Below are 19,057 nucleotides of genomic sequence, written 5' to 3' on the forward strand. Positions count from 1 at the left end.
AGAACTTATCTCTCCATATTTCCATTCATAATTTTTAATGCATGTCCTGCCAACATATGGTCCGGCTGGATTTCTAATGCTTTATTCAGCATATCAATTGCTTTTTCACTATTTTCTTTAAAGGCGTATGCTACTCCTATATTATAAAAAGCATCGGCATGTTGCTCGTCTAGTTCGATAACTTCTTCAAATTGCACTAGTGCCTCATCAATTAATTCAAGCTGTGCCAAGCATAAACCATACTGGAATTTTGCATCACTATCATTTTCATTTAACTCTACTGCTCGTTGGAAATAAGGAAGAGCTAAACGGTTTTGACCAAGATTAAATAAACACATTCCTAACATAAAGTGTAAATCACCTTGATCTAAGCCTTTCTTTAATGCTTTTTCATACATATTTTTTGCTTCATCATAGTTTTCTTGATTAAAGTAAACATTTCCTGCTCCATAATAAGCTGTTGCAGAATCTTCATTTATTTCAATTGCTTTTTCATAAAATTTCAATGCCTTTTCAGGTTCATTAACTGCAGAAAGAAGATTGCCAAAGTTAATATAACTAATTGGGTTATTCGGATTTTTCTCAATTGCCTCCGAGAAAAGAGTTGCTGCTTCCTCGAACTCTCCTTTTTGCATTGCTTCAATTCCACGTTGATTAATATCCATCATAATCCTTCCTTTATCTAGTATGTAGTAAATATATAGGATACAGATAAAAAGGGCTGACTCATTGTGTCAACCCCTTCTAGTATCAGAAACATTTATTAAACCAAATTTTTCTCCCTTATCCAACATACCATAATTTTTCACCGTTTTTGAAAACTTCATCGATCGTTCCGCCACCTAAGCATGTATCACCATCATAAAACACTACTGCTTGTCCAGGTGTTACAGCACGAATCGGTTCTTTGAATGTTACCTTAGCGGTTTTGTCATCAATCATCTTGACTGTAACCTCATTATCTTGTTGACGGTAACGGAATTTGGCTGTACAGGTTAAATTCTTTACTTGTTTATCTGAAACCCAGCTCATATTTGTTGCCGTTATGCTATCAGAATATAGTAAGTCATTGTGGAAGCCTTGATCTACATATAACACATTTTTCTTTAGATCTTTACCGACTGCAAACCATGGTTCACCACTTCCACCAATTCCCAAACCATGTCTTTGACCAATTGTATAATACATAAGCCCGTCGTGTTTTCCCTTCACTTCTCCGTCAAGGGTCTTCATCATACCAGGCTGTGCAGGAAGATAGCCACTTAAAAACTCTTTAAAGTTTCTTTCACCGATAAAGCAAATTCCCGTACTATCTTTTTTCGTAGCAGTAGCAAGATTGGCTTTCTTTGCCATTTCACGAACAAGAGGTTTTTCAATATCTCCTAATGGGAACATGACCTTAGACAATTGCTCTTGACCTAGTTGGTTCAAGAAATAGGTTTGATCCTTATTGTCATCAACACCACGCAACATTTTATATTCACCATCTCGATATTCCACTCTTGCATAATGACCTGTTGCTAAGTAATCGGCACCTAGTGACATGGCATGTTCTAAAAATGCCTTGAATTTAATTTCTTTATTACACATTACATCAGGGTTTGGCGTTCTACCTGCTTTATATTCATCCAGGAAATATGTGAATACCTTGTCCCAATACTGCTTTTCGAAATTTACTGCATAATATGGAATACCAATTTGATTACAAACTTCAATCACATCATTATAATCCTCTGTTGCAGTACATACACCATTTTCATCTGTGTCATCCCAGTTTTTCATAAAAATTCCGATAACATCATAACCTTGCTCTTTTAAACGAAGAGCAGCAACAGAAGAGTCAACTCCTCCCGACATTCCTACAACTACTCTTATATCTTTAGGATCTTTTGTCATCCATTATTCACCTCCATGTAACTCTAAGCTGTCACTCTTTTTACAATTTTTGATATTTCATGGGCAGAATATCTAATATCTTCTAAGGATACTCCTAAACCAAAACTAAAGCGAACAGAAGATATGATCCGATCTGAGTCTTTTCCAAACATAGACACTAATACATGAGATGGATCAACAGAACCAGCTGTACAAGCAGAACCACTTGATGCAGCAATACCTGCCAAATCCAAATTCACTAAAAGAGACTCAATTTGAGTTTTCGGAAAGTAAATATTTAGAACGTGAGGTAGACCACTCAATTCTCCATTCACTTCAAATTGTATATCATGTTCTTTAAAAATCGAGATCATTTCCTGCTTATATTTCTTATATTCTTTTCGCTTACCTTCGCGATTGGATGCAGCAATTTCTGCTGCCCGACTGAATCCGCTAATTCCTGCAACATTCTCAGTACCAGCTCGTCGTTTCAACTCCTGTTCGCCACCATATAATGAAGGCTGAAGTTTAATACCGGCTTTAGCATATAAGAATCCAATACCCTTAGGCCCATTGATTTTATGTGCAGATGCAGTTAACAAATCAACACCCAACTCTTGTACGTTAATTTCTTCAATTCCATAAGCTTGAACAGCATCTGTATGAAAATACGCTGGGTATTCCTTTAGAAGTTTTCCTATTTCACGTATTGGCTGAATTGAGCCCACTTCATTATTACCAAACATAATTGAAACAAGCACTGTTTGGTCTGTTAAGTGTTGCTTGAGGTCATCTACAGAAATTAAACCACTTTCGTTAACAGGAAGGTAAGTAATATCGTAACCTATTTTCTCAAGGTATTTACAAGTGTGAAGTACTGCATGATGCTCTATTTCAGTTGTTATAATATGTTTACCGATTTGTTGATTGGCAAGTGCTGTACCGATAATAGCTAAATTATCAGCCTCTGTCCCACCACTTGTAAAAATTAATTCTCCTGGACTTGCGCCAATACTATTTGCAAGAATTCTTCTTGACTCATCAAGAATTCTCCTTGCTTCTCTTCCAAAAGAATGAATACTAGACGGATTACCGAACGTTTCAGTCATTACCTTCATCATTTGATCTGCAACATCAGGGTGAATCGGAGAAGTTGCAGCATGATCTAAATAAACTTTTTTCATTTTCCTACCTCCTTCCTATTAAAAATTTAGTAGCTTAACAAATTTTTAAATATAAAACATATATGGCTCTTGATCTCCGTCTGTATAACTAGCCAAATCTTCAAGCGTTGTGTTATCTAACACTTCTTTTACAGCGTCACGAATTCGTATCCACAGCTGTCTTTTTGCAGGTTCTTCATCCTCTAATACTTCAACAGGGCTTAAAGGCCCTTCAAGAACGCGAATAATATCCCCGGATGTAATATTTGCAGGCTCATCACCTAAAATATAGCCACCATAAGCCCCCCTAATACTTTTTACAAGACGAGCATTTCTTAAAGGTGCGATTAATTGTTCCAAATAGTGCTCTGATAAATCATGAGCCTGTGCAATGCTTTTTAATGAAGTTGGACCTTCACCGTGCTTTCTGGCAAGCTCAATCATAATTGTTAATCCATATCGGCCTTTTGTTGATATTTTCATAATAGTCCCCCTACATACCACGATCTAGTAAACTTGTTTGAAATTGGTTCTTATTAAGTAATTTCATGAATAATAAATTAGTTGTATTCTGACAAAAAGGAATCATAACTCCTGCAACATACCCCAGTGAAATTGTCGCAATCACTGTTCCAATAAAAACAGGACCTCCTAAGAGCCATCCAATGACAAGAACAATTACCTCAATCCACGCTCTAACAAATGTAATAGATTTTCCCGTTTTTTCAACCAGAGCCATCATTAAACTATCTCTTGGACCTGCACCGCATTTAGCAGATATATACAAACCCATTCCATAACATAGTATGACAATTCCCATCACCAACATAATCATTTTACCTAAAAATGATTCAGGAGTTTTTAGAACAGGAAGAAAGATAAACAAGTCAATAAATATTCCAATTGTAAACATATTGATAAAAGCTCCTACCTGCGGAAGCTTTCGCGTTAATAATGATGCAGATAGTAAAACGAGACCACCAATAATAATTGTCCATGAACCTATTGATAACCCTAACTGTTTATATAGCCCGATGTGTAAAACATCCCAAGCTGAAACACCTAAGTCAGCTTTAATTGTTAAAACAATCCCAAATGACATAATCAACAATCCTATAAAAAAGATTGACCATTTTAACAGAAGCTCAAGAGTATTTCTTGTATAAGATTTCAATGAAGGGTCCCCCTATATAGTCATAAACCCTTTACTGTGTAAGCAAGTGTTCAATTCATTAACTTTTTCCATTAGCCATTATAGCATAGATGGTGATATTAGACACTAAAACCGACTATATCGCTAGGACATGATTAATCTAACATGAAAAGTATTATTGATTATTCTTCTTAAACTGCTCAAGCTTGTAATAAATGGCTGATAATCTCTTTTCCTCACCAGCTTCCATTGGTTCGTAATATTTAGTTCCTTTTAAGTTACTTGGAAGGTATTCTTGCTGCACCCATCCGCCGAACGTTCCAATTGGGTGATCATGTGGGTATTTGTATCCAACATGTCCTAACACTTTTGAGCCAGCATAATGGCCATCTCTTAAATGCATTGGGATTTCCCCCACTTTACCTGTTCGAACATCCGCGATGGCCATATCCAAAGCTTTATATGCGGAATTCGATTTAGAAGATAAACACATCTCAACAACCGCAACTGATAAAGGAATACGTGCCTCGGGAAGACCTAACCGCTCACTTGCAATGACAGCAGACAAAACATTGTTACCAACAGATGTATTTGCCAATCCTATATCTTCATAGGCAATCACCACTAGCCTTCTATTTACGGCTACAAGATCCCCTGTCTCAAGTAAATGAGCCAAATAGTATAAAGCTGCATCTACATCGCTACCACGAATACTTTTTTGTAGGCTTGAAAGCAGATTATAAAAGTGAGTTCCCTTTTTATCACCATAAACACCTGTATTACCTGTCAGATCGTTAATAATAGAATCCTCCACTATATAGGTATCTCCTTCTTTAGTGGACGAGTAAACAATTGATTCTAATAAGGTTAAAGATTTTCTTGCATCTCCATTAGCACCATAAGCAATTTTTTTCACTTGCTCCTCGGATATTTGGATACTCATCATCCCTAAGCCATTTTTTTCATCTTTTAACGCCCGTTGAAGTAGCACTTCAATATCATCAACAGTTAATCTTGTTAATTGCTTAATTTGTCCGCATCGGCTTCGTATCGCTGGATTTACATCATGAAATGGGTTTTCCGTTGTTGCACCAATTAAGATAATGTCACCTCGTTCTACATGAGGTAGTAAATAATCTTGTTGAGCCTTATTAAAACGATGAATTTCATCCAGAAACAAGATAACTTTTCCTGTTAAACGAGTCTCCTCAACAACAGCTTCTACATCTTTCTTTCCTGCTGTTGTCGCGTTTAACGCTATAAAAGGTATGCTAGTCGTACCTGCAATAGCAAAAGCTATTGACGTTTTTCCAACCCCTGGCTCTCCGTACAATAACATGGATGGAACATATCCGTTTTTGATCATTTTATATAAACTTGTTTTTTCACCAATGATATCTTTTTGTCCTACGACCTCATCAATTGTTTTCGGTCTCATTCGAAAAGCAAGTGGCTCTCCATTCACTTTAAAACCCCCAGTACAATTCTACCTATAATTATATATGGAATCTTGATGTAAAGAAATAAAAGGAGCTTACCGTCCAAGCACTCCTAAGAATGAAATATGAATCTATGAACTCGAATAAGTATGAGTTTCTAGGAAATGATAAGGTTACGAACGAACATGTTAAAACGAGTAACTCGAAGGAGGTTATCGTGAAAAATAGACATGATGCGTGGACCCACGAAGAAGATATGCTTCTAGCAAAAACGGTAGTAAATCATATAAAGGATGGCAGTACACAAACTGCCGCTTTTAATGAGATCTCGGACAAGATAAACCGGACACCTGCTGCATGCAGCTATCGTTGGAATGCAGAGGTTCGAAAAGAATATGTGAATGATATTGAATTAGCAAAAAAGAAACATAAAGAAAATAAACGCAAATTAAATCAACACAACAATAAAAATACAAGCAAAAAGCCAAAAGAAGACCCTAACATTTTGGAGAGAGCAAAAACGATGCAAACTCAAAGTGAGTTTATTAATATCAATGACTGTATTATTTATCTAAATCAATTAAATAACATGCCCGAAAGCAATTCTTCACTGAAAGAAGAAAATAACCATTTACAAAAAGAAAAACAAGCGTTATATAAAAAAAATAAAGAGCTAGTGGACAGATATAAAAAACTAACAGAGCGGAAACATAAATTAGAAGAAGAATATAAAGTGCTGATGGTTTTAATTCAACATGCACAAAATACATCGGAAGAAGAGCTAAAAAAGGAATACTATCATTAACAGCTAAGAGGCTGCTTGAATGCAGCCTCTTAGCTTTGTTTTTCATCTTTCACTCTTGTAATTTTAATATCCTTCAAAAGTTCTGTAATAACATGACCACCCATGATTAACCCTGCCACAGAAGGGACGAACGCATTTGAAGATGGAGGCATTTTAGCCTTTCTTATCGGCGCAGCATCATTTCCAACTTCTTTACGAACTTCCTCCCGAATTACGATCGGGCTTTCGTCTGAGAAGACAACTTTAATGCCTTTTTTAATTCCTTCTTTACGTAAACGAGTTCGAATAACTTTTGCAATTGGATCTGTATGTGTTTTAGAAATGTCAGCAATTTGAAATCGAGTTGGATCCGTTTTATTTGCAGCACCCATACTTGAAATCACGGGTATATTACGCTTCAAACATTCTTTCATTAAATGAATCTTGTAAGAAATGGTATCTGAAGCATCAATCACATAATCCAAGTTTTGATCAAAAAATTGCTCATACGTTTCTTCTGTATAAAACATTTTTAGAGAAATAACTTCACATTCCGGATTAATATCCTTAATACGTGCAGCCATTAAATCTACTTTAGGTTGTCCAACAGTTGATACTAACGCGTGAATTTGACGATTCACATTTGTAATATCAACATCGTCTTTGTCAACTAATACAAGTCTGCCTACACCTGACCTTGCAAGAGCCTCGGCTGAAAAGGAACCTACACCACCAATTCCTAATACAGCTACCGTACTATTTTTTAGAATATTTAATCCTTCCTTACCAATCGCCAGTTCATTACGTGAAAATTGATGTAGCAACTAACTCACTCCAATTATTAACCTATTTCGTTATCTTGCATAATGACAGTATTTTTACCTGAAAACGAATATAACATACATCGATAGAAAAGCAAGCGTTTTTTGTTTTTTAATCCTATATAAAAAGGGTCACCCTTGTGGAATGACCCTTTCGCTTTGATATGTAGTATAGTCCCAATCGTGCCGTCGCCATTTCCCTCGTTTTGATCCCGCACTCAGCAGGTGGGTGCTTTATTTCAGAGTTTGTAAGTCCTCAATCCGAGGTAGAGGCATGTACTCTGTCTGAAAACTCAAGCTCCCGTATAAACAATGTTAGGTCAAAACTAGGTGTACAACGAACACATCAGGACTTTGTGTTATAGAGATAATATCATAAGCAAATTTTCATTTCAAGATCTTGACAATTAGTCACGCAGTTCAAGATTTAATTCTTCGAGCTGCGCTTCGCTAACAGTGCTTGGTGCGTTTGTTAATAAATCACTTGCACTAGCTGTTTTAGGGAAAGCAATCGTATCGCGAAGATTTGTGCGCCCAGCTAAAAGCATAACTAATCTGTCTAATCCAAGTGCAATACCACCATGTGGAGGTGTTCCATATTCAAAAGCTTCTAATAAGAAACCAAACTGCTCTTTTGCTTCTTCTTCTGAGAATCCTAAAAGCTTAAACATTTTCTCTTGAACATCTTTTTCGAATATACGAATAGATCCGCCACCTAGTTCGTAGCCGTTCAGAACAATATCATACGCTTGTGCTTTCATATTACCTGGGTCTGTGTCAAAAAGATCTATGTCTTCACGAGCAGGCATTGTAAATGGATGGTGAGCTGCATAATAACGTTTAGTTGCTTCATCATATTCTAATAACGGCCAATCTACTACCCATAGGAAATTAAACTTGCTTTCATCGATCAGTTGTAAGTCTTTTCCTAGCTTTGAACGAAGAGCACCTAATGAATCTGCCACCACTGACTTCTTATCTGCAACGAATACAAGTAGATCTCCAATAGTTGCTTCAAGTGTTTGCAATAAACCTTTTTGTTCTTCCTCTGTGAAGAATTTAATAATCGGTCCTTTTAAGCCGTCTTCTTCAACTTTTAACCAAGCTAATCCTTTTGCTCCATAAGGTGCAACGAACTCTGCTAATGCATCCATATCTTTTCTAGAGTATTTCTCAGCAGCACCTTTTACATTAATTGACTTAACTTGACCACCGTTAGCTACAACCGTGTTAAACACCTTTAATCCACTATCTTTAACGATTTCACTAACATCGACAAGCTCTAAACCAAATCGTGTATCCGGCTTATCCGAACCGTAACGTCCCATCGCTTCATCATACGTCATTCTTGGAAGTGGTAACTCAATGTCAACGTTTTTCGTTTCTTTCATGATTCTAGCCATCATTTGCTCTGTCATTGACATAATATCGTCCTGACTCATAAATGAAGCTTCAATATCTATTTGAGTAAACTCTGGCTGACGGTCAGCACGTAAATCTTCATCACGGAAGCAGCGAGCAATTTGATAGTATTTATCAAAACCTGAAACCATTAGTAATTGCTTAAAAATTTGAGGTGATTGTGGTAATGCATAAAATTCACCTTCATGCACGCGGCTAGGTACTAAATAATCGCGTGCTCCTTCAGGAGTACTTTTTGTTAAAATTGGTGTTTCAATATCTAAAAAGCCATTATCATCTAAAAAGCTTCTCATCGATTTTGTCACATTATGACGCATTTGAATGGTATTCAACAATGCTGGTCTTCTTAAATCTAAATAACGATATTTTAAACGAACATCCTCTGAAACTTCTTCTGATTTATCTTCAATTATAAATGGCGGGTTTTTAGCTGCATTGATAATTGTTACTTTTTCAACAATAACCTCAATTGTACCAGTTGATACATTTGGATTAATTGTTTCCTCATCACGGCTTACAACCTTACCTGTTATATCTAACACGTACTCACTACGAACTCGCTCTGCAATCGCTAACGCTTCCGGTGAAACCTCCGGGTTAAAAACAACCTGTACTACGCCAGTACGGTCACGTAGGTCGATAAAAATAACTCCTCCCAGATCACGTCTTTTAGCAACCCAACCTTTTAATACAACTTCTTCTCCAATTGCTGACTCTGGAACTTCACCACAATAATATGTTCGGCCAAACATGTAATCCCTCTCCTTTATACCTTAGATGTTAAATATGTTATAACTTCTTCTATTGAAACTTCTTCTTGAGTGCCTGTTTCCATATTTTTAACGGCAATCACATTTCTTTCAAGCTCATCATCACCTAGTACCGCAACATATTTTGCTTGATGACGGTCAGCAGATTTAAATTGAGCCTTCATTTTTTTATCTTCATAATCTTTTTCTGCAATAAGACCTGCATTTCTCATTTCATAAAGTAAGGAAACGGCACGATCTTTAGCCTGATCCCCCATAGTAACTAAATAACAGTCAATAGATGAGGTAATTGGAAGTTCAATTTTTTCTGCTTCAAGCGCCGCTAATAAACGCTCAATGCTCAAAGCAAAACCAATTCCAGGTGTTTCAGGCCCTCCTATGTCTTGAGCCAATCCATTATAGCGCCCACCACCACATAGAGTGGTAATAGCACCAAAGCCCTCTGCATTACTCATAATCTCAAAAGCGGTATGGTTATAATAATCTAACCCTCTTACTAGTCCAGGATCTACTTCAAATGAGATACCATTTGCACCTAAATAATCTTGAACTTTTTGGAAATACTTCTTAGAATCATCGTTTAAAAATTCTAAAATGGATGGAGCTGTTTCCATTAATTCATGGTCACGATCTTTTTTACAATCTAAGATCCGTAATGGATTTTGCTTCAGACGCGTCTGGCAATCAGAACAAAACTCTTCAATTCTAGGTTCAAAGTGAGCTATTAGTGCTTCACGATGGGCTTTACGACTTTCTGCATCACCTAAGCTATTAATTACTAGCTTTAAGCTCTTTAATCCAAGTGTTTGGTATAAATCCATTGCTAAAGAAATTACTTCTGCATCAATTGCAGGATCATTACTTCCTAATGCTTCTACACCAAATTGGACAAATTGACGAAATCGTCCAGTTTGTGGTCGTTCATATCTAAACATAGGTCCGATATAATAAAGCTTAGTTGGCTGTGATGGATTCGCATAAAGCTTTTTTTCTACAAACGATCTTACAGTTGAAGCTGTTCCCTCAGGTCGAAGAGTAATACTTCTTCCTTTACGATCCAAAAAGGTATACATTTCCTTTTGAACAATATCGGTACTCTCTCCAACACCTCTTGCAAACAGCTCCGTATGTTCAAATATTGGTGTGCGAATCTCCTTATACTGATATCTGTTACATAAATCTCTAGCAGTATTCTCAACAAACTGCCATTTCTCAACTTCTCCAGGTAAAATATCCTGAGTTCCTCTAGGAATCTGGAATGACATAATACTTTCTCCTCCTAATACGAAATGCGGAAGGCACCCGTTTAACGGCGACAAGCATAAGACGAGTAGGAATAGAAGGTTGCCCTTTACCTTCAATTCCTACTTGGCTTATGACCTCGAGGCAGCCAAAAACGCAACGTCCTGTTGACTGCACCTGCACGTCCTGTGCTTCGCCGGTGGCGCCTGTAGCTAGACATTAAAACTTTTTTCAAAAGAACACCACAAATTTTTTACAACAAAAAAACTCCCGTCCTACATCATGTAGGGACGAGAGTTATACCCGTGGTTCCACCCTAGTTGAAGCTGTCTAATGACCTCTTCCACTCAATCAGTTAACGCCTGTATACGTCCTGCCCCTACTAAACGAATGTTTTTCAGAGAGAAACCTAAGGAGTGTTCTTCAATAAGTCATCATGTAGAAATGCTTTCAGCCCCGGACATTTCCTCTCTTGTCATGTGTATTCTTATTTACTGTTCTCCCTCAATGGTTCATAAAAATATGTATGTTTCATTGATAAGATTCTATCGAATTTTATCTTATCATACGTATCTTTGCTGTACATTGTCAAGAACGATTTAAATGTTTTTTTAAATTTTTTACCTCGCGTAATGAAATTCCAAACTCTGAGGCAAGTTCAAAGGAGCTTTCATTTTGTTCTTTTGTCATAAAATCATGAAAATCGATTCCAAAAACATCACGTCGTGAATGCATTAATTCACCTTTATCACTATTTCTCATTTTTAACACACCTCTTTTCAGAAAGGATCAAATTTATAATTCCCTTTTTGGAAGAATTTATTTCAGATTTTAAAGGATCATGAAGATCAGCAGAGAATGAATAATTTGGTAGACCTTTAAAAGGAGGACTTTCTCTTGATTCGCAAAAACCGAACCAACATGATTTGTTTCATACTTTTATTTACAGCTTTTTTATTGAATTCTTCTGTTATAAAGGCCGAAAACAAACAAGTGATCATAAATGTAGAACAAAACTATGTTAGAAGTGGAGCTGGTCTTACCTATTCAGTTATTGCCAAAGTTAAAAAGGGACAAACATTTAATGTGTTAGAAAAGAAGAGGAACTGGATTAAAATTAAACTTTCCCCAACTTCTTCAGGATGGATCCCAAGTTGGTTTACTATAAAAGAAAATTCTGATTCCAAACTTGCTAATAAAAAAACGACTCATTATGAAGTCATATCACTCGCATCTGGACTTAGAATTCGTTCAGGTCCTGGATTATCTTTTGATATGATTGGAAGCTTTGAATATGGAAAAACAGCAATATATCTTGACAAAAGCGGTGAGTGGACACAAATACTCTATTCGGGTAAAACAGGTTGGGTATCCAACAGTTACATAGAGAAAACGAATAGGGCGTCAACAAGAATGGCAAAGGGAATTGTTACAGCTCCTATTTTGAGTATTAGAGATAAAGGAACTTTCTCAGGTAAGGTTCTATCATCAGTACCAAAAAACACAGAGGTGATGATTCTTCAAGAAAAAAACAATTGGTATAAAATATCTTTTAAAAATGAAACTGGCTGGGTTGCAGGATGGTTTATCAAAAAAACAGCAGATACCCAATTCGATACAGATTTAAGCAAGTCTGATCAAACCGTAAAAATTATGTTCGATGGAACCAATATCCGTTCAGGGTCTTCTACGAATAGCACGATTGTGAAAAGAGTCAATTTAGGAGATACATTTCAAATTCTTCAAACAGATGGAGATTGGTATAAGGTTGCCCTTAATGACAAAAAAAGTGGATATGTTGCCGGGTGGGTTGTTGAAACGAGTGGTGTAACTGATCCAATAAGAAGACCAGGTGCCGCACAATATGTTAAAGGTAAAACAATTGTTATAGACCCTGGTCATGGGGGCCAAGATGGTGGAGCAGTTGGCAATGGGGGGACGTTAGAGAAAAATCTTACCCTTACAACAGCAAAGCTAGTATATGATAAGCTGAAATCAGCTGGAGCAAATGTGTTTATCACAAGATCAACAGACACATACATTAGCTTAAATTCAAGAGTCAGTACATCTCATTATCGAAATGCAGAAGCGTTTATAAGTCTTCACTATGACAGTGCTGTTGACCCAAATGCGTCAGGTACTTCAGCCTACTTCTATCATTCACTTAAGGATGCACCATTAGCCTTCAGGCTTAACAAAGAGCTAACTCAACAAACAAGGCTTAATGATCGTGGCGTCAAATTTGGGAATTTCCATGTTCTTAGAGAAAACCATTCACCCGCAGTCCTATTAGAGCTTGGATTTTTAAGTAATCGAACTGAAGAATTAACGATAAATAGTGCCAGTTATCAAGAACATGCTTCACAAGGAATCTTTAATGGAATTGCGTACTACTTCAAATAAAGTACACTTGAAAAACAAAAAGGTTAGTTTCCCAACAACTAGTTGGAGAAACTAACCTTTATTTACTCTCAATAATTAATGTAACAGGACCATCATTTGTAAACTGAACATCCATCATAGCACCAAATGTTCCAGTTTCAACATGCAGCCCCTTATCTTTTAACTTTTGATTAAACATTTCATATAAATTGTTTGCATAATCCGGCTTTGCTGCATTCATGTAATTAGGACGTCTCCCTTTTCGGCAATCACCATATAAAGTGAATTGTGAAACAGAAAGTACTTCACCTTCTATATCAAGCAAAGAATAATTCATTTTTCCTGATTCATCTTCAAAAATTCTCAAATGAGCAATTTTTTCTGCTAAGTACTCAGCATCTGTCTCAGTGTCGTCATGTGTAATTCCTACAAGCACCATTACACCTGCTTTTATATTTCCAACTACGTCTCCTTCGACTGTTACTTGAGCATCCTTAGCTCGTTGAACAACTACCTTCACAATAAAACCTACCTTAATTCATCATTCTTCGAACCGAATAAATATCCGGTATTTGTTTAATTCTTTCAACTACCTTTTGCAAGTGATTAATATTTGAGATAGAAATAGCCATATTAATTGTCGCAACTTTATTTCGATCAGATTTACCTGCAACTGACGAAATATTCGTTTTTGTCTCATTCACAGCTTGAAGAACTTCATTTAATAAACCACGACGATCATATCCAAGTATTTCAATTTCAACATTGTATTCCTTACGACTTGATAAGGGCTGATTTTCCCATTCAACATCAATTAATCGCTCTTTAGCATCTTCTGTATGCACATTTGTACAGTCAGATCGGTGAACAGATACTCCTCTACCCTTTGTAATAAATCCAACAATGTCATCCCCTGGAACTGGATTACAGCATTTTGAAAGGCGAATTAATAGATTATCAATACCCTTAACTTGTACACCTGCATCACGCTTACGGGAAGATGTAGAAGGAACTTGTTTTACTTCATTCATTACTTCCTGAATATTCTTTTCCTGTTCCTCTTGGTCACGTTTTTTACGCCATTTTTCTGTTAAGCGGTTGGCTACCTGCAACGCTGTTACACCATTATATCCAACAGCTGCATACATATCTTCTTCATTTGAAAAGTTAAACTTTTCGGCTACCCGTTGCAAATTATCAGATGTCATGACTTCTTTTATATCGAAATCAAGATTTTTGATTTCTTTCTCAACCATTTCTTTTCCTTTTTCAACGTTTTCTTCTCGACGTTGCTTTTTAAAGAATTGGCGGATTTTATTTTTTGCTTGTGATGTTTGTGCAAGCTTTAACCAATCTTGGCTTGGACCATACGAATGCTTAGACGTTAGGATTTCAATGATGTCACCAGTTTTTAATTTATAATCAAGCGTAACCATCTTGCCATTTATTTTCGCACCTATTGTCTTATTCCCAATTTCGGAATGAATTCGATAGGCAAAATCAATTGGGACGGAACCAGATGGTAATTCAATTACATCTCCTTTAGGAGTGAAAATAAAGACCATATCTGAGAAAAGATCAATTTTTAATGACTCCATAAACTCTTCTGCATTCGTCACATCATTTTGAAATTCTAGTATTTCTCTAAACCATGATAGTTTTTTCTCTAATGTTGTTTTCTCATCAATATCTTTTCCTTCTTTGTAAGCCCAATGTGCAGCGATTCCATATTCGGCAATCTGATGCATCTCAAATGTTCTAATTTGAACTTCAAGGGGATCTCCTTTAGGTCCAATAACCGTTGTGTGAAGAGATTGGTACATATTAGGCTTTGGCATTGCAATATAATCCTTAAAGCGTCCAGGCATAGGTTTCCAGCAAGTGTGAATAATACCGAGGACAGCATAACAATCTTTAATGCTATTCACAACAATTCGGACTGCCAAAAGATCATAGATTTCATTAAATTGTTTATTCTGAAGAACCATTTTACGATAAATACTGTAAATATGTTTCGGTCTTCCAGAAAATTCCGCTTCAATATTTACTTCGTCTACACGCTCACGTACTTCATCAATTACTTGATCTAGATACTCTAACCGCTCCTGACGTTTCTTTTTCATTAGATTTACGATTCGATAATATTGCTGTGGATTTAAGTATCTAAGCGATGTATCTTCAAGCTCCCATTTGATTTTTGAAATCCCTAATCTATGAGCTAGAGGAGCAAAAATCTCAAGTGTCTCATTTGAGATACGTCTTTGCTTTTCTTGTGGCAAATGCTTTAACGTTCTCATGTTATGAAGACGGTCTGCTAGTTTGATGAGAATAACCCGGATGTCCTGAGCCATTGCAACAAACATTTTACGATGGTTTTCTGCTTGCTGTTCTTCTTTTGATTTATATTTTATTTTTCCTAGTTTTGTAACACCATCGACGAGCATTGCCACTTCATCATTAAATTCATTGCGCAAATCCTCAAGAGTGACCTCTGTATCCTCCACAACATCATGTAAGAAGCCACCAGCAATTGTTGATGGATCCATCTCTAAATCTACCAATATCCCCGCGACTTGAATAGGATGGATAATATATGGCTCTCCCGATTTACGGAATTGTTCTCTATGTGCTTCTTCAGCAAAATCATAGGCACGTTGAATAAAAGCGGTATCTTCGACTGATAAATATCGCTGTGCCTTTTGAATTACTTGCTCAGAAGATAATACTTGTTCATTAGACATGGAATCACCTTTTTGTATTGAAACTTTGATAAACCTCTAAATAAGGAACTGCGCGAAAAATCTGATTTATTCATGTGAAAATCGAGGTGACGAAAAAATTTCATCAATACGATTAGAAAATTTACTATATTGTAACTATTATCAATAAAAAAAGTGGAGATGTAAAGAGGTACATACTATTTTTTACCTACTCCAATTACTGGATATGTTCCTACTTGAGGAATGATAAGGACCATCTTACAGAAAGTTTGCAAAAAAAGCACCCTTCAGAGTGCTCTTAAGAACAAAGGGGACAGAGTTACCTTATTAACTCTTATCCCCTATCATTTATTTTAGTTCATTAAAATTTCATTAATGTTAATACATCATAGCCATCTAATAATTTACGGCCATCTAAATAAGATAACTCAATTAGAAAAGCAATCCCCGCAACAATACCACCAAGCTCTTCAACAAGTTTAATGGTCGCTTCAATTGTTCCTCCTGTTGCTAATAAATCATCTGTAATTAAAACACGTTGTCCTGGCTTGATCGCATCTTTATGAATAGTTAATACATCTTTCCCATATTCAAGACCATATTCAACACGAACTACTTCACGAGGTAATTTACCCTCTTTACGAACAGGGGCAAAACCTACTCCTAGTGAATAAGCAACAGGGCAACCAATAATAAAGCCACGTGCTTCAGGACCAACAACAAGATCAATATGCTTTTCACGAGCATATTCAACAATTTGGTCTGTCGCATATCTATACGCATCCCCATTATCCATTAATGTTGTAATATCCTTGAATTGAATTCCTGGTTTCGGATAATCAGGTACGACTGTTACGAATTGCTTTAAATCCATTTTTTCTTTGTCCTCCTTATACACCTACAGGCGCATCTAATGGAAATCTTTCTTCAAACCACTGCTTAAGCTGCATGTAAGATGTATATAATAACGTTTTTTCTAGTTCTATTCTCATTTGTTTTTGGGCATATGTTTTCGATTCTGTTAAATCTCGTTTTCGAGTTGAAGAATTTGTCGAAATAACACCATTTTCTATTGTAACAAATTCTAGTTCAAAAAACACCTGTGACATGAACTCAATTGTTTCTTTTGTCCAACCCTTATGAGCAGCTAGTTGTTCACCTTGCTCTTGAAGCTTAAAAGAGCCTTTCTTTAAAAGAAATCCATAATACCATTTAAAGTGTTCTCTTGTCGGAATCGTTGAAAAAAAGTGATCTGAATCTTGTTGAAATACCGAGTAAATTCTTGCAGGCTTTCCTTCAGAAAAAAGTGCATCAAAAGAATCTAGTGATGATGGAATATCCATTAAAATAACATGTTTATTTTGAACAGATAGATTTATGGCATCTTGTTTTGTTTTTAAAAACATAGCTTTTTGTTCGAAGCCTATACTCTTCACATAATCATGCGTTTTTTCCTGAAAAGTAACAATTATACTTTTATCTATAGTTGCTACTGAACTTACAAGCTTGTCCACATTTCTTGTTCCTCTAAAATCAAACAGCTGCCACTCATCAACCTTAATGTCTTGTAACATGATTTGTGGTTTGCGAAGATTATTCCACTCATTAATAGATAGTTCCCCAATTGCTGATAAAGTAACAGAGGGTGAAAGTTCATCATGGATATACCCCATACCAAACCCAACGCAATCAAGCTGATAATCTTCTTGAGAAAAAACCAACTTTAGATGATTTTGTTCAGCACCAATTTTCCGAACATTTGCTAATGTAACATTTTCAATTTGAATAACAGGTTTAGGATTGTTCATTCCAAAGGGTGAAAGAAGCTGCATTTCTTCTATTGAATTAACTGAAATATCTTCTAAATTACAGCTTACATCCACTTTTGTTACCGGTATAAAATCATTTTCTGTTAATATGTTTTGTGCCTTTTCAACAAGTCTTTCTCTTAGTAAATCAACATCATCCAGATTTAGTGTCATACCTGCTGCCATTGGGTGCCCACCAAAATGAGGAAGAATATCGCGACATGTTGATAGATTTTCAAACAAATCAAAGCCAACGATACTTCGAGCTGATCCTTTTGCAATTCCTTTTTCTCTATCAATGCTTAAAACAATTGTTGGACGATAAAAACGATCTACAAGCCTTGATGCAACTATACCAACCACACCTGGATTCCAGCCTTCTCTAGCAATAACTAGAACTGGATGATCCTCGATCGGAAAACGAGTTTCAACCTCCTCAATTGCTTCTTCTGTCATTGTGCTAACAAGTTTCTGACGTTCTTTGTTAAGAGAATCAATTTCCTCTGCAATAGCTGCAGCTTCCTCTTCATCTTCAGAAAGAAGAAGATCCACTGCGGGGTCAGCTGATTGTAAACGACCAACTGCATTAATTCGCGGCCCCAGTGCAAAACCTATCGTATCCTCATTTATTTCATCCATCTTGACATTGGCAATTTTCAACAATGCTTTTAGTCCAACACGTTTTGTTGTTTTTAACTGATTTATACCTTTTTTAGCTATTAATCTATTTTCATCATGAAGTGCTACTAAATCTGCAATTGTTCCTATTGCTGCTACTTCTAATAAATCAGTTGGAACGTCACCAAGCAGAGCATGACTTAATTTAAAGGCAACTCCAACCCCAGCAAGCTCTTTAAAAGGATAGGTACACCCTGGTTGTTTTGGATGGATAATCGCAATTGCTTCTGGAAGGATCGGACCTGGCTCATGGTGGTCAGTAATAATCACGTCTATCCCTAATTCTTTTGCCACTTGAGCTTCATGAACTGCTGCAATTCCTGTATCAACTGTAATGATTAAAGAAAAACCCTTTTCATGTGCATGTCTAAAAGCAGCTTCATTTGGTCCATATCCCTCGGTAAATCGATTTGGAATATAGAAATCTACGTTTGCACCCAGTGTACGTAAAGCTGTTAATAATACAGTTGTACTGCTTACTCCATCAGCATCATAATCTCCATAAACTAATATATGCTCATTTTGTTCTATCGCCGTTTTTATTCGGTGGACAGCCTTGTCCATATCTTTTAGAAGAAACGGATCATGAAAAGATTGTTTTTCAATTTCCAAGAATTCACGTGCTTCTTCTACTGAATGTATGCCTCTATTTACAAGTAAAGATGCGACTAACGGTGTAATGGATAAGTTATCAATTAGTGTCCCAATTAAGGTTTCATCAGATGATTGAACCATCCATCTTGTTTTTGCCTTTAACATAGTTTCACCCCTCAACCATCCCACGTATTGTCAAAACTTCT

16 protein-coding genes, 1 other RNA gene and 1 other annotated feature are annotated in these 19,057 nt (G+C 36.3%); of the genes, 2 read left to right on the top strand and 15 right to left on the bottom strand.

What is annotated here, in order from left to right; translation table 11 throughout:
* Positions 1-5: 5 nt before the first annotated feature.
* The 6 genes from COD11_RS16075 to COD11_RS16100 all read right to left on the bottom strand — a co-directional run bounded on the left by COD11_RS16075 (position 6) and on the right by COD11_RS16100 (position 5,656).
* Positions 6-665: a tetratricopeptide repeat protein gene (locus COD11_RS16075; protein WP_098797923.1), complete on the bottom strand. Its 660-nt coding sequence runs from the start codon at positions 663-665 to the stop codon at positions 6-8.
* Positions 666-783: 118 nt separating this feature from the next.
* A complete protein-coding gene (gene mnmA / locus COD11_RS16080; protein ID WP_098797924.1) occupies positions 784-1,896 on the bottom strand; it encodes a tRNA 2-thiouridine(34) synthase MnmA in 1,113 nt (370 codons plus the stop codon).
* 23 nt (positions 1,897-1,919) lie between these two features.
* Positions 1,920-3,059 carry a cysteine desulfurase family protein gene (locus COD11_RS16085; protein WP_098797925.1) on the bottom strand — a complete coding sequence of 380 codons (1,140 nt, stop codon included), beginning with the start codon at positions 3,057-3,059 and terminating at the stop codon, positions 1,920-1,922.
* A gap of 45 nt (positions 3,060-3,104) precedes the next feature.
* Positions 3,105-3,521: a cysteine metabolism transcriptional regulator CymR gene (gene cymR / locus COD11_RS16090; protein ID WP_098797926.1), complete on the bottom strand. Its 417-nt coding sequence runs from the start codon at positions 3,519-3,521 to the stop codon at positions 3,105-3,107.
* 10 nt (positions 3,522-3,531) lie between these two features.
* Positions 3,532-4,212 carry a YczE/YyaS/YitT family protein gene (locus COD11_RS16095; RefSeq protein WP_176551114.1) on the bottom strand — a complete coding sequence of 227 codons (681 nt, stop codon included), beginning with the start codon at positions 4,210-4,212 and terminating at the stop codon, positions 3,532-3,534.
* Positions 4,213-4,366: 154 nt separating this feature from the next.
* The gene (locus COD11_RS16100; protein WP_098797927.1) at positions 4,367-5,656 is read right to left on the bottom strand and encodes a replication-associated recombination protein A; all 1,290 of its coding nucleotides are present in this window, start codon (positions 5,654-5,656) and stop codon (positions 4,367-4,369) included.
* 191 nt (positions 5,657-5,847) lie between these two features.
* Here COD11_RS16100 and COD11_RS16105 point away from each other — a divergent pair, with 191 nt between their 5' ends.
* On the top strand, positions 5,848-6,435 hold the full coding sequence (locus COD11_RS16105; protein WP_098797928.1) for an RsfA family transcriptional regulator: 588 nt from the start codon (positions 5,848-5,850) through the stop codon (positions 6,433-6,435).
* 29 nt (positions 6,436-6,464) lie between these two features.
* Here the strand turns inward: COD11_RS16105 and COD11_RS16110 are convergent, their stop codons facing one another.
* From COD11_RS16110 to COD11_RS26920, 5 genes are all read right to left on the bottom strand, one after another.
* Positions 6,465-7,238, bottom strand: coding sequence for a tRNA threonylcarbamoyladenosine dehydratase (locus tag COD11_RS16110; protein ID WP_098797929.1), 774 nt, complete (start codon positions 7,236-7,238; stop codon positions 6,465-6,467).
* Between the two features lie 167 nt (positions 7,239-7,405).
* Positions 7,406-7,591, bottom strand: a non-coding RNA gene (gene ssrS / locus COD11_RS16115) — 6S RNA.
* Between the two features lie 51 nt (positions 7,592-7,642).
* The gene (gene aspS, locus COD11_RS16120) at positions 7,643-9,409 is read right to left on the bottom strand and encodes an aspartate--tRNA ligase (RefSeq protein ID WP_098797930.1); all 1,767 of its coding nucleotides are present in this window, start codon (positions 9,407-9,409) and stop codon (positions 7,643-7,645) included.
* A gap of 14 nt (positions 9,410-9,423) precedes the next feature.
* Complete coding sequence (gene hisS / locus COD11_RS16125; protein ID WP_098797931.1) at positions 9,424-10,692, bottom strand: histidine--tRNA ligase; 1,269 nt, start codon at positions 10,690-10,692, stop codon at positions 9,424-9,426.
* Positions 10,693-10,952: 260 nt separating this feature from the next.
* Positions 10,953-11,186 (bottom strand) — a binding site (T-box leader).
* Positions 11,187-11,257: 71 nt separating this feature from the next.
* A complete protein-coding gene (locus COD11_RS26920; protein ID WP_176551115.1) occupies positions 11,258-11,431 on the bottom strand; it encodes a hypothetical protein in 174 nt (57 codons plus the stop codon).
* A gap of 135 nt (positions 11,432-11,566) precedes the next feature.
* On the opposite strand from COD11_RS26920, the gene COD11_RS16130 reads away from it, so the two are divergent.
* Positions 11,567-13,072: an N-acetylmuramoyl-L-alanine amidase family protein gene (locus COD11_RS16130; RefSeq protein ID WP_098797932.1), complete on the top strand. Its 1,506-nt coding sequence runs from the start codon at positions 11,567-11,569 to the stop codon at positions 13,070-13,072.
* 58 nt (positions 13,073-13,130) lie between these two features.
* Here the strand turns inward: COD11_RS16130 and dtd are convergent, their stop codons facing one another.
* The 4 genes from dtd to recJ all read right to left on the bottom strand — a co-directional run bounded on the left by dtd (position 13,131) and on the right by recJ (position 19,016).
* Positions 13,131-13,571, bottom strand: a complete 441-nt coding sequence (dtd, locus tag COD11_RS16135; protein ID WP_098797933.1) for a D-aminoacyl-tRNA deacylase — start codon at positions 13,569-13,571, stop codon at positions 13,131-13,133.
* A 13-nt stretch (positions 13,572-13,584) separates the two neighbouring features.
* A complete protein-coding gene (locus COD11_RS16140) occupies positions 13,585-15,792 on the bottom strand; it encodes a RelA/SpoT family protein (RefSeq protein WP_098797934.1) in 2,208 nt (735 codons plus the stop codon).
* Positions 15,793-16,132: 340 nt separating this feature from the next.
* Positions 16,133-16,645, bottom strand: a complete 513-nt coding sequence (locus COD11_RS16145; protein WP_098797935.1) for an adenine phosphoribosyltransferase — start codon at positions 16,643-16,645, stop codon at positions 16,133-16,135.
* 16 nt (positions 16,646-16,661) lie between these two features.
* Positions 16,662-19,016 (bottom strand): single-stranded-DNA-specific exonuclease RecJ, encoded by a 2,355-nt coding sequence (gene recJ / locus COD11_RS16150; protein WP_098797936.1) that lies wholly within the window; start codon positions 19,014-19,016, stop codon positions 16,662-16,664.
* Positions 19,017-19,057: the final 41 nt, after the last annotated feature.

This window comes from Bacillus sp. AFS040349 (genome assembly GCF_002577655.1).
Taxonomy (GTDB): domain Bacteria; phylum Bacillota; class Bacilli; order Bacillales; family Bacillaceae; genus Metabacillus.

Bases quoted from the DNA above. Each gene is read 5' to 3' on its own strand.
- COD11_RS16075 (WP_098797923.1), bottom strand. From the start codon at position 665: ATGGATATTAATCAACGTGGAATTGAAGCAATGCAAAAAGGAGAGTTC.
- mnmA (WP_098797924.1), bottom strand. From the start codon at position 1,896: ATGACAAAAGATCCTAAAGATATAAGAGTAGTTGTAGGAATGTCGGGA.
- COD11_RS16085 (WP_098797925.1), bottom strand. From the start codon at position 3,059: ATGAAAAAAGTTTATTTAGATCATGCTGCAACTTCTCCGATTCACCCT.
- cymR (WP_098797926.1), bottom strand. From the start codon at position 3,521: ATGAAAATATCAACAAAAGGCCGATATGGATTAACAATTATGATTGAG.
- aspS (WP_098797930.1), bottom strand. From the start codon at position 9,409: ATGTTTGGCCGAACATATTATTGTGGTGAAGTTCCAGAGTCAGCAATT.
- hisS (WP_098797931.1), bottom strand. From the start codon at position 10,692: ATGTCATTCCAGATTCCTAGAGGAACTCAGGATATTTTACCTGGAGAA.
- COD11_RS26920 (WP_176551115.1), bottom strand. From the start codon at position 11,431: ATGAGAAATAGTGATAAAGGTGAATTAATGCATTCACGACGTGATGTT.
- COD11_RS16140 (WP_098797934.1), bottom strand. From the start codon at position 15,792: ATGTCTAATGAACAAGTATTATCTTCTGAGCAAGTAATTCAAAAGGCA.
- COD11_RS16145 (WP_098797935.1), bottom strand. From the start codon at position 16,645: ATGGATTTAAAGCAATTCGTAACAGTCGTACCTGATTATCCGAAACCA.
- recJ (WP_098797936.1), bottom strand. From the start codon at position 19,016: ATGTTAAAGGCAAAAACAAGATGGATGGTTCAATCATCTGATGAAACC.